This is a genomic window from Mesorhizobium sp. FG116 (genome assembly GCF_057809835.1).
On the sequence record NZ_JBMDKS010000048.1, the window covers coordinates 1 to 11022 of the forward strand.

At 64.1% G+C, this 11022-nt stretch carries 16 protein-coding genes; all 16 read right to left on the reverse strand.

Going from position 1 to position 11022, the window contains the following annotated elements; all coding sequences use genetic code 11:
* Positions 1-1625: strawberry notch-like NTP hydrolase domain-containing protein (locus ACODTY_RS22440; protein WP_488996393.1), on the reverse strand; the 1625-nt coding region annotated here is incomplete at its 3' end.
* 153 nt (positions 1626-1778) lie between these two features.
* On the reverse strand, positions 1779-2063 hold the full coding sequence (locus ACODTY_RS22445; protein WP_488996394.1) for a DUF4326 domain-containing protein: 285 nt from the start codon (positions 2061-2063) through the stop codon (positions 1779-1781).
* 8 nt (positions 2064-2071) lie between these two features.
* Positions 2072-2527, reverse strand: coding sequence for a DUF6878 family protein (locus ACODTY_RS22450; protein WP_488996395.1), 456 nt, complete (start codon positions 2525-2527; stop codon positions 2072-2074).
* 605 nt (positions 2528-3132) lie between these two features.
* Positions 3133-3318, reverse strand: coding sequence for a hypothetical protein (locus ACODTY_RS22455; protein ID WP_488996396.1), 186 nt, complete (start codon positions 3316-3318; stop codon positions 3133-3135).
* A 127-nt stretch (positions 3319-3445) separates the two neighbouring features.
* Complete coding sequence (locus tag ACODTY_RS22460; RefSeq protein ID WP_488996397.1) at positions 3446-3730, reverse strand: hypothetical protein; 285 nt, start codon at positions 3728-3730, stop codon at positions 3446-3448.
* Positions 3727-4167 (reverse strand): hypothetical protein, encoded by a 441-nt coding sequence (locus ACODTY_RS22465; RefSeq protein ID WP_488996398.1) that lies wholly within the window; start codon positions 4165-4167, stop codon positions 3727-3729. Before ACODTY_RS22465 ends, ACODTY_RS22460 begins: the two co-directional genes overlap by 4 nt.
* 74 nt (positions 4168-4241) lie before the next feature.
* A complete protein-coding gene (locus tag ACODTY_RS22470; RefSeq protein ID WP_488996406.1) occupies positions 4242-4505 on the reverse strand; it encodes a DUF1419 domain-containing protein in 264 nt (87 codons plus the stop codon).
* Positions 4502-4702 carry a hypothetical protein gene (locus ACODTY_RS22475; protein ID WP_488996408.1) on the reverse strand — a complete coding sequence of 67 codons (201 nt, stop codon included), beginning with the start codon at positions 4700-4702 and terminating at the stop codon, positions 4502-4504. Before ACODTY_RS22475 ends, ACODTY_RS22470 begins: the two co-directional genes overlap by 4 nt.
* Positions 4703-4799: 97 nt before the next feature.
* The gene (locus ACODTY_RS22480; RefSeq protein ID WP_488996399.1) at positions 4800-5900 is read right to left on the reverse strand and encodes a hypothetical protein; all 1101 of its coding nucleotides are present in this window, start codon (positions 5898-5900) and stop codon (positions 4800-4802) included.
* A gap of 112 nt (positions 5901-6012) precedes the next feature.
* Entirely contained in the window at positions 6013-6348 is a 336-nt protein-coding gene (locus ACODTY_RS22485; RefSeq protein WP_488996400.1) for a hypothetical protein, read from the reverse strand.
* The gene (locus ACODTY_RS22490) at positions 6341-7234 is read right to left on the reverse strand and encodes a hypothetical protein (protein WP_488996401.1); all 894 of its coding nucleotides are present in this window, start codon (positions 7232-7234) and stop codon (positions 6341-6343) included. Before ACODTY_RS22490 ends, ACODTY_RS22485 begins: the two co-directional genes overlap by 8 nt.
* Before the next feature lie 95 nt (positions 7235-7329).
* Complete coding sequence (locus ACODTY_RS22495; RefSeq protein WP_488996402.1) at positions 7330-7539, reverse strand: hypothetical protein; 210 nt, start codon at positions 7537-7539, stop codon at positions 7330-7332.
* Positions 7532-7900, reverse strand: a complete 369-nt coding sequence (locus ACODTY_RS22500) for a DUF6283 family protein (RefSeq protein ID WP_488996403.1) — start codon at positions 7898-7900, stop codon at positions 7532-7534. The genes ACODTY_RS22495 and ACODTY_RS22500 overlap by 8 nt, the downstream gene beginning before the upstream one ends.
* A 158-nt stretch (positions 7901-8058) precedes the next feature.
* Positions 8059-8703 carry an antitoxin of toxin-antitoxin stability system gene (locus ACODTY_RS22505; RefSeq protein ID WP_488996404.1) on the reverse strand — a complete coding sequence of 215 codons (645 nt, stop codon included), beginning with the start codon at positions 8701-8703 and terminating at the stop codon, positions 8059-8061.
* 15 nt (positions 8704-8718) lie between these two features.
* Positions 8719-9732 (reverse strand): DUF1419 domain-containing protein, encoded by a 1014-nt coding sequence (locus ACODTY_RS22510; protein WP_488996405.1) that lies wholly within the window; start codon positions 9730-9732, stop codon positions 8719-8721.
* 92 nt (positions 9733-9824) lie between these two features.
* A complete protein-coding gene (locus ACODTY_RS22515) occupies positions 9825-11015 on the reverse strand; it encodes a DUF932 domain-containing protein (RefSeq protein WP_488996407.1) in 1191 nt (396 codons plus the stop codon).
* Positions 11016-11022 lie beyond the last annotated feature (7 nt).

Here is an 11022-nt window from a genome sequence, read left to right on the forward strand (position 1 = left end):
TTGTCGAGGATGATGCCAGCCGCCTGTCGGCCTTTTCCGGCCCCCGTGCCGTCGCCGAGAAACCATCCGCGGCGGAAGCGGACGGCGTTCTCCGTGTCGGGAGGGACGGACGTCAGATTGTCGAAGGAGGCATCCCGGGTCCAGTAGCCGGCGAGATAGCCGAAATGCGCCTCGCCGGCATAAATGACGCTTTCGAGCTGGGCGTCGGACAGATCGCCGCCGATGACGATCTGCCTCGGCAGATGCGGACGATAGCTCGGCTTCGGCGGAGCGACCGAGGCCATGGCGACGGATTCGACCAGCTTGTCGGGATGCGGCTTGGCATCCGGAATGTGGATGGATTGCAGCCGGTAAGGCTCATAGATGCCGTCGGCGGCCGATCCCTCGGCGGTGGGCGCGGCGTCGCGCAGCTCATAGGCAAGTTCGACGACGTCATCGTTGATCGGGACCGGCGCGGGACGGGCCTGAGGTCGAGCCGGTCGGGATCGGCTTGCTGGCGGCGCCACGGCCGCGGTCGGGCGTTTGGCGCCGGCGGCTTTGCGCGCCGCCATCTTCATGGCGACATCGCGCAGGATGCCGTTCGAGAGGGCGCCGATGGAGTTCGGCGCCGACGACGGCGAGCGGGGCGGCAAGCCCATGATCCAGTCGAGCAGCGTGTGCAAGTTGGGCGCGATGCCCCTCGAGGCGACCAGCCGCTTCGGATCGTCGGCGGCGATCTTGTCGATCACGGTCAGCCGCGTCGCGACGGTCGTGCCATGACGGGCGTAAACGCTGCCGTCTATGCCGGCGCTGAACAGCACCGTGCCGTGCTCCTGCAAGCGGACGAACGCGTTTCGCCATTTGGGATCGTCGGGGGAAAAGCCGGAGCCGGTGATCGTTACCAAACGGCCGCCCGGGGCCAGCCGTGCAAAGGCCGAGGACAGATGACGCCATGCGGCGTCGGCGACAATGCCCTCGACATGCACGCCGGCCGAGAACGGCGGGTTCATCACGATCGCGGTCGGCCGGATCGAACGGTCGAGGTAATCGTCGATGTGGGATGCGTCGTGCCGGGTGACCGCAACATTCTCGAAGATCTGCTCCAGCAGCGCATGACGGACCGGCGCGTATTCGTTGAGGATGAGGCGTGCATGGACAAGCTCGGCCCAGATCGCCATAAGCCCGGTGCCCGCCGACGGTTCGAGCACCACATCGTCTGCCATGAGGCCGGCCGTGTGGGCCGCCACCCAGGCGAGCGGCATCGGCGTGGAAAGCTGCTGGAGCGCCTGGCTCTCCTCGGAGCGACGCGTGTGGGCGGGAACGAGCTTTGCCACCTTGATCAGCATGTCGAGCACCGACCGAGACAGGTTCCGGTCGCCGGCGATCGCCCTGCCGAACTTGCGCAGGAACAGGACCTGCGCGGCTTCGGTCGCCTCGTAAGCGTCCTTCCAGTTCCAGAAGCCTTCGGCGTCGGTTCCCACGCATGCCGCGGTCATGAGCGAGCGGAGGTCCGCCGTGCCGATCGCCAGGCCGCGTTCGAGGAAAGGCAGGAGACCGTGCGCGACCTGAAGGATCTGGCCGGCGCGATCGGGCGATAGGAGAGGGGTGGCGGCCGCCGTCGCGGCCGGGGAGGAGACGATGTTCATGGGGAAGCCTGTCGAGAGCGGGAAAAGGAGCGGCCCGCCCGGGCGCTCTCCAGGCCCCGGCAGGCCAAACCCCTCCGGGCCCCTCTCCACCTCTGCGGCGAGGCCGGCACGCGCTTCGCCCTAGGCGACCGAGGCTGAGTCTATCGGTACCGTCTATGCCGCTGCCTTGACGGTCCGCCACCAGGCGATCCGTTCATCGCGGGTGGCGTTGGCGAGGCGGCGCAACAGATCGCCGTGGCAGACCTTCGGCGCGCAGAAGCACACGAGATCGCGCCCACGCAGTTCGTCGAGCGCACGCAGGAGGTGATGCTGGTCGGCCAGCCAGCGCTCATATTTGGCGATGACCGCGGCGCGATCGCCGTCACGTCCGATCACGAACGGGTTTCCCCATTTCGATCCACGGCCGATATAGACCGCGCCGGCGGGGATGCCGTCCAAGTGCTTGTTCAGGACCCTGCACATCGGGTTTGCACGATGCGCTTGAAGGGATGGTGGACGATCTCCCGCTGCAGGCCTTTCAAGACGATCGTTCTGGCGACGACGTCGATGCGAAGCGTTCCTTCGGCGCCGGCATCGTAGTCGCGATCGGTGCCGAGTAGATCACACAGGATCAGGTTTAGCGCCGTGGAGAGATCGACGGATCGCCGCCGAAAGCCGCGGCGGGCATACTGGACCGACATCCGCGGCAACGAGCACACGGTTTCCCCCGCACTCACGACGATGAACTCGATTTCGGTCGTGAATTCCCTCTCGTCGAAGCCGACCACGACGCCGGTAATGCGAGCCTCGGCGAGCGCATCCAGGATCGCGCTTTTGTTGAGGAGCAAGGCGGCGAAATCATCCGCGCAAAAGTCGGGGTCGGTGGCAGGCAATGGAGCTGCGTCGATTGCGTGATCGGTCATCGTCGTTTTTCTTGAGCGCGTCCACGGAAAGCGGCCCCGCCGCGCGCGCGCTCGCGCCGGCCGCCGCTTCCCTGCCGGCCCTGCTCTGCCTCTGATGGCACGGGCTACCGGCCCGGTGCTCAACGGGGCACAAGCGTGAGACAGCCGAACGTTGCGACAACGTCGACCCAGACCTCATGCAGAAGCGCTTGCCGCAACACGCGATCCCGATCTCGGCTTGCAATGTGTGGGAGGGAGCCGCGTTCCGGACAGACAGCGCCGGGGATTGCTCCCGTCAGGTCGGTCTGCTGGCCGTCAATGGGCGCCGATCCGCCGGAAGCGCTGGCGGTGACCTGGGGACGCGTGGATGGCGATCAACTTCAACAATCGTCATTCACTCTGCGGATGCCGTTTGGTCCATATCCGTGTGAACATATACGCAAGGCCGACAAACAATGAGATATGGATCAAGCTCGGGCCGAAGACCCATTCGAGCGGATACACGATGGCTGTCGCTGCCAGCAGTGAAAGGTAATACCATTGGACCGCCGTCATCGGCATACTACCCGGTTTTGCGGATGCGTCGTCGACATGGCTGGCGAGTTTGCCCTCAGCGACCGATTCCTTCAGCTATGAGTATAGCCATCGGCTTCGATACAAAGCCACATGCCGCACCACCGAATGGCGACGGCGTCGTCGCCCGCGAAGACGGGAACGGCGAGCTTGCGGAAAGCCCGATAGGAAAGGCCCTGATCGGAATGGCACCATTTCGAGTGGATGGCGCGACGTTGTTCCTTCGTGGTCAGCGTCATGTGACGGTCCTCCTGGATCAAGACTGGGCTGATGCTTGTGATACGGGGCCGGGGACGCCCTGAGTGCGGGGGATCGGGTCCGCGGCAGCATTCTGGAGTTCGGCTTGCGGTGTTCGAGAAGCACGTTTCAGGCTTTGTGAAGTTCTGGCCTGTCGCATTCGGCGTTCGCGATGGCGACGCGGGCATCTAGCAGGGCGCCGGCGACGTTCTGACCGCAGGATCCTGCGATGAGGTGCATTTGCGACGTGACGCGCTCCAGCCCCTTCAGCGCGGCGAGCATGGACTTGAACGCGTCCCGAACCGCCTCGACCTCGATCGCATCGCTTTCAAGATGGGTTTCGCCGGGTGAGGTGTCGGCATTGTCGCGGAACTGTATTGCCAGCCATTCGACTGTTTCCGATGGGCTCGTCATCGTCCGGCCTCCTTGTTTTCCACCGTGGCGAGGCCTGCCGCTACTTTCTCGCGCTGGATGAACACCTCGTCGGAATTGGCCTCCAAAAGCTTCAGGATGCGGCCGCCGACGGCGACGCATTCGTTTATCCAGTTGTGATCGTGGTCGCGGTGCCGCCCATAGCGGTCGGCCGGCACATACACGATCGTGAAGTGCGGATACTTTTTTCCGTGCTGCCCGATGTGGACATAGGGACCGCCGACCTCGATGACGACGCCGCCCGTGCCGTACGAGGTGCGGACGGACATGCCGGGGCGAACCAGGGCAGCGACGTCGGGCGCCCCCGGTGGTGTCGTTCGATAGCGCCCGGGATCGTGGGCGCCGAGGCTGGCGGAATAGAGCGAATGGGCGCGATGGAGCGGTTTTTCGCTGGGTCGCGGTTTACGCCTGATCTGCATCGTGGCCTCCCGACGATCTGGTGGTGGACTTGAGGCGTGGTGGAGCGTTCGACACCTCATCGTCGCAGAGCGGGTCAAGGAATTTCGGGGAGATCCTGCGGAATCTCGAACCATTCGCCGGCGTAGCATTTGCCGTCGCGCAGCTGGCAGGGCGGGAGATCGTCGTGATGTGCGCGCAGGGCGCGAACATCGTCCCTGGTGGCAAGGCCACTGAAGACTTTCGGAAGGGTGGGTGGCTGCTCATGGAGGTATTCCTGTGACTGGAGGGATACGGTCGGCCCGCGACGGGCTATGCCTGGCGCACGGCGTTTCGATGCGGCGAGGGCGGATGCGTTCAGAGCCGGAAGGCGTTGAGAAGGTCGCGCCGACCGGTAGCATGGCGGGCGAGTTGAGCCCGATAGAAGCGCTTGCGTTCCGTTCGAAGAGCGGAATCGCGCCGCTTCGTCAGGGTGAACTGGTATGCGGCGGCGCGCACGACGGCACGCCATTCGGCGTCCGCCTGGCGGCGGAGACGCTGGGAAGCGATGTGATCCATTTGGAGTGCTCCATCGAGAGCGAGTCCAGTCTTGCCCCGGTGAAGAGCGCTCTCTCTCTCTCCAGCTTCAACGGGGCCGCCCCCCGCCTGTCCCTGCTCAATCGGCACCGGCCGGCGCCAGTGCGTCGGTCAAATCGATCCGGGCAACGGCACCGCAGTGGCGACGATCAAGGGAGTTGTCCTCGCTCTGCAAAGCGGCAGCGCAGGCGAGAAAGCGGGCGCGATCGGAATCGCCACGCAGCACACGGAAATCCTCATCGACGACGTTGTTGACCCTGGCCCACTGGTTCCATGAGAAGGATCGACCCAGGCCGACGGTCGTGGTCGTGCTCGGGAAGCGGTCGGCGTTGCGCACCAGATCGTCCCAAGTCGTACCGAACTCGACCGCGTCAAAACGGCTGTGTTTGCCGGTGAGCGCGTTGCGCTCGAGGATAAGGGCTCGTTCGAGCAGGTCGGGGTGGTCGCCGGCCAGCCAGTAAAGCTCCCAGATCTTGCTCGCGGGGCAGAAAAAGCACGCCGACTTGATCGGCACCATGTCAGGGCCGAGCGCCTCTATGATAGCGCGGATGCATGCGGCCCGGTCCCACCCGAGCAGTTGCAGCGGATACGAATAGTCGAAATTCGGATCGGTGATCTTGAGATTGTGGGACCTGCGTAAGTCGGGACGTCCGCAATCGTAGCCGATCAACTTGACGATGCGTTCGCCGCGCCGCCGTGCCCCGACCCATATCGGGTGAGGGTCGCAGGCATTGGGACCGGATTTGCATCCCTTGATCGCCCGGTCCTGTGAACATTGCTTCCAGCGGATCGAGCAGCTTTTTTTGCCGAAGGCGAGCGACGGCAGGGTCTCATTGACCATGCAGTTGCCGTAGAGATCGGTGTATCCCGTTCCCGGAAGTGTCGCAGTCCGGCAGATGGTGATATCGGGAAAGGACCACTCCGCAAGAACCTGTCTCATCCGGTCCAGATGAGCCATGGTCGGCGGTTTCTCGGCGAACAGGTCGGCGAAGGTGATGATATCGGGGCGAAGGCCGGCGAGCTTCAGCGCGATCAGAAGCGCGACCGAGTTGACGCCCGAGCCGTAGCAGACGGCGAGCAGCCGGCCGCCCAGCGCGGCACGCAGCATACGGCGCTGCCGATGGGTGAGCAGACAAGCCATGCGCGCCGGGCTCGCCTCTCGGGAAATGGGTTTCTGCATCGACGGGCTCCGTCAGGGAAAGCTTCGCCGTGGCGTTCGACGGCGCGGTGGTGCGGCAAGAGAGAAATTGCTGGAGACGGCGGCGCGGCCGTCATCGTCGGGATGCTGCGGTCTACCTGAAGATGCGCCGCTCGACCTTGGCGATGACTGCACGCGCCAGGTCGCGAGCCGCGACTTCCGCGGGCGACCAGGATTTGTTGACGGGCAACGCTTCCAGCGCCTTCAACGCCGTCAGTATTTCGTCGTTGGCCTCGAGCATGGCGAGACCGCGAACGATCTTGTCGCAGTCTTCATCGAACCGCTGGATCTGGGTCCGGGATCCGCTGACCAGTGTGCCGATATGGTGCTCGCTTCCGGGCTTCAGCGAAAACAGGTTGCGGCGGCCCGTGTGGATGGTCCCAGTCGCGATATAGTTCCCGGCGTTCAGGTCTCCGGAAAGGTCAGCCATCGGCCCGGTCCTCCGCCGCTGCTATGGCGCGTTGTGCATTGAGCAGGGAGGCGCTCAGCATGTTCACGGCTTCGTTGCCTATCCGCAGACCGGGCTCGCGCCTGTAGGCGTCATACCGAAATCCGATCGCTGCGGCGCGCAGCTCCCTCAAGGTGTCGAGCAGGACAGGTCGAAACTGCTCGCGACGGATCGCAGCGCGAAGGCCGGCGAGGACATCGGCGATGCCGTCCTGCGTCTCGTCATCCTCGAAGCCCGTGACGAAGCGCTCCGCGGTGATCAGGGCGTCGACGGTGTCGTTGGGGCTGTCGGCATGAATATCGGCGATATCGATACCGGGCGAGGATTCGTCATGGCCGGTGCTTGACCCTTCGAGCGCCAGGGCCTGGTCCCGCTTGCGGAAATTCGCCAGCAGATCCTCGCTCGTGGCATGGAAAATGCCGTTTTCCGTGATCAACGACACGCCGGCGCCGAACGAATCCGGGCGTTGGGTCACGTCGTTGATCCATTGGATGACGACTAGCTCCCCCGCCGTCGGCGACCGCTTGATGATGTCTTGGACGATGAACTGCCAGGGGAATTCTCTGAGATCGATGAAGACCGCGGTCTCGCTATCAGGATTTTCGACCGGGTGAGCCGGGATAACGCGGCCCTTCAGGAAAATCCTGAGCAAGCTGTCGACCGCCTGGTCCGACGCGTCGAGGGCTTCCAACAGTTCGCGCTGCGTGACGACGACCGGGTTCATGGGCCCGTCGTCGGTGTAGAGTTCGAAACCCTCGTCGGTTTCGACGCAGTCGAGCACCTTCGACAGGATCAGCTTTTCGAGCGGCGTGACGTCAGTGCTCGGAAGCGCCGGAAACGTTGTGATCTTGGCCTGGAGATGAGCCATGGGTTTGCCTTTCTGGAATGCAAAGAGCCCGGCACGAAGGCCGGGCTGCGGATAGAAACATTGCTGCTGGTGACCGAGTTTAACGCGTGGCCATGTCAGCGCCGGCCCGCCTTCGGAAACTGGAATTTGTCCAGCCAGGCCGGACCGTGGGAATTGCGCAGGTTGCGCAAAGTGCCCGCATCGTCGTGCGGTGGCAGGCCCATCCAGGCATCGCGCAGAACACTCTTCCAGCGGCGTCCGTGTTTGGCGGCGTACCGTTGCAAGGCATCCAGTTCATCAGAGGTCAGCGCGCGAAGCCTATCCATTGGCGCGTCCCTCCGTTTTCACCTTCGTACGGGCAATCCAGCCAGCGCGATCCTTGTGGTGCGCGAGGAACTCGCTCCCCCACTGGAAAACGTGCACGGTGTCTTGCTCGACAGTGTCGAGCGCGTTGCCGTAGTCGGGATGGTTCGCGCCCTTGCAGCTGTTTTTCATGAATATCAAAGCTCCGGCACACATGGCTTTGGCTTCGCCGCCAGGCGGAATCGTCTTGTGGCAGGGCAGTGGCGGACCGTCGAATTGGACCTGTTGGGTGAAGTCTTCAGGTTCGTATCCGCCAAGCCAGCCGGCGGGGTGGTTTCGCCGCCAGGGGCATTCGTTGCACGGCGTCTTAAGTGCCGCTTTCATGTCAGGTTTCCTTTCGCACAAGATTGCGGGGGTAGAAGGCCGTACAGATGCGGCGTCTGGTCCCCGGCCTGCTTCGTGGGCGCAGGCGGCATCGCCAGTCGGCCGGCCGATGATGATCGAGAGATTGGTGTTGCCCTCGGTGTCGCCAAAGAACGCGATCAGCCGAAGCGACGGCCGGATTCGGTGAACGTGTCGGCATTGGCGGTGATGACCTCGTCCACCACTTCGTCCGAGGTCAGGTATTCGTATTCCGCGCGCAGCTGACGATAGAGCCATCGGGCGAGATAGCGCAGCGCGTCGACAAGCGTCTCCTCCGCATCGTCCGTCATCGACTGGTAGGTGGGACTGTCGCGCTCGACGAAAATCTCCATCGAGAACTCGTGGTGGTAGTGTCCGCGGTGGCTGATATCGGCGTGAAGTTGGTAGAAGTTCCGTCGTTGGATCGCCTGTATGGCGTCGGCGACAGCATGAAGCTCGGCGTCTTGCGGCGCGTGGCTGCGTATCGCACGCGGGGCATCCTTGCGGTAGGAATAGGACGCCTCGAAGCAGGCGCCGTCGCCTTGCGACCAGAAACCGCTGAACCAGATGCGCGGTTTCTGTCGCGTGCCGCCGCCCATGAGGGAGACAGCCTGAGTCTTGAGGCGTACCCCGAGGGTCTCGCAGATCTGCGCGAAATCCTCGAAGACGGAATCGAACCATTCATCGTCCAAGCCGCCCTCGCGATACCAGTTGCGGGCGTTCTCCCTCGCGCTGTCCGACAATTCCTCCAGGCAGTACACGACGGTCTCGATGATCCTGGGCATAGCATCCTCCGATCCTCAGGCGTTCCCGTCGGGCCTGGCCGACCGGAGATGGTCGGCCGCCATATCGCCCAGGAGATGAGACAATCCCGCTTCGATGAGCATCGGGATCGTGGCGTAGCGTCCGGTGGCCGAAACGTCGTGGAAGCCGTAGTCATCGGGCCGGTTGCCGCTTTCCCAGGACGCGATATGTGCTCGGGCATCGGCGACGCTGTCGAAGACGACGGCCTCCGGCTGGCCGGCCGGATCAAGCAACGTCCAGAAGCCAAGCCCAAGGCAATTGCCGAGATAGATGCCCATCTTCGGATGGGTGATGACGATCTTCGTTGCCGGCAGCATTGGGGCGTCCGCAATCGGGTGATGAGCCTGGTCGCCGGCCGGCCCGAGTCGCGCTGCTTCGCCGAGGCCGGCACCGGTACCATCAATCGCGGCGATGTAGGCGAGATCGGCCGGAAGCCTTTCCTCGATATGTGCGGCCGTCAGCGTTTCGAGGAGGCAGAATCCGGATGCGGATGCCCCGCTACCGATCAGAAGCATGCGCCGATCGCGATGGCGCGGCGACCGGTTATTCGGGTCCGGGATCGCACTATAGCTGCGATGCTCCGGCGGCGTTGCGTTCCAGATGACCTCGAGCCGTTCGTCGCGGCTGAGACGCTCGGGATGCGGACCGGTTTCCCGGGCAATGATCGCGTCGCGCAGCATTTCAGGACTGTTGGGCACGGAGAGATCGCAAAAGCCGAGAAACCAGCGTCGACGGTCGGCGATTGCCAGCGCAACGAACACGATCGCGACCTTGCCGCCGTTGAAAGCGGATATGGCGAAAGTGTCCGGCCGCACGAACAGCGGCGGCAGGAGGTTCAGCATCTCGTCGTATTGAGGCTGGGCCACCTCGAACCACTCGCCGGCGTGGATCATGCCGCTGATGCTGTCCTCGTCGAACGGGGCCTGGGAGTGACGGTTGGCGAGCGCGAACATCGCCCTGCGCGACGCGACGGTCGGATAGATCCTCCGGAACGGGTGGTGGTGGAACATGGCAGCACCTTTGCGAACGGAAAAATGCCGCCGGCGGGTTCGACCGCGCGACGGCATCGGGTTGGACGGAAGGAAAGACGGAGAGCTGAGGGTCAGCTTGCGCTTTCGAGCAGTTTGCGCGCCTTGCCTTCGAGTTCGAGGCGCGTGTCCTGGTGGGCCTTGCCGCGCGCGTGCGCGGTGATGCCCTGGACGAAATCGAACACCGATTCCGGCGGCCGGCCTTCCTCGCGCAGCACCGTGTCGATGATCTTGCCGGTCTCGCCCTTGGAGAAGCCGCGCTTGCGCAGGAAGCTGTCGCGGTCGTCGTCGCTGCGGGCGACGATCTTGTCGCGCGCCGCCCGGATGCCGGCGATGAACGGCGCCGGCGAGGAGTTCGCGAAGCTCGTCAGCGCCGGCGCCGCCTCATGGGCGAACCGACTGGCCGCGAACTTCGAGTGCCGGATCGTGATCTCCTCGAAATTCTCGACACCCCACAGGCAGCGGTTGCAGCAAACGGCCCGGAGGTAGAAGCTCGCGATTCCAAGAGTCTTGGAGCCGACCTCGCTGTTCCAGGCATAGAAGCCGCGGAAATACAGATCCGGTTCGCCATTGGGGAGCCGGCCAGCCTCGATCGGGTGGGTGTCGTCGACGAGGAAGAGGAATACGTCCCTGTCCGAGGCATAGAGCGTGGTCGTGTCCTTGGTGATGTCGACGAACGGGTTGTGTGTCATGTTCGACCAGTCGAGGACCCCGGGTACCTTCCAGACCGTGTCGCCGGTGCCGTTGCCGGCAATGCTCATCACCGCGGATACGAGTTCGTGGTCCCAGATCCTTCCGTACTCTGGACCGGTCACCGCGCGCAGCTCGACGCGGCCGTCGTCCATCTCCAGCGTCTTGACCTGCTCGGCCCGGTGATTGAGCAGGCCGTGCTGGAGGTTGATGGCCGCGAGCGGCGCGGGCAGTTGCCGCATATAGGTCGATGGGGCACCGACCAGGGCGCAGAGCTGCCCGTAGCTCCAGTGCGTAGGCGCGAGAGGCTGCCGCCCGCCGGGAACCATCAGGGCGAGGCGCTCGGCATTGTCACGGGTGGCCTCGACGCGGATTTCCGCGCTTTCGACGGTCCGCGTGCGGGCGCGCTCGGATCGGGACTTTACGGCGCTGTAGAGATCGGAAAGCGAAAGATAGCGCTCATCATCGGGTCGCGAGAACCATTCGGACGATACGCGGCCGATGCGTTCGCCGCGTGAGACGTCGACCTTGAAGCGGCCGGCGACGGGGCGCGAGCTGGAAACCATGGTGTTCATGCTGAAG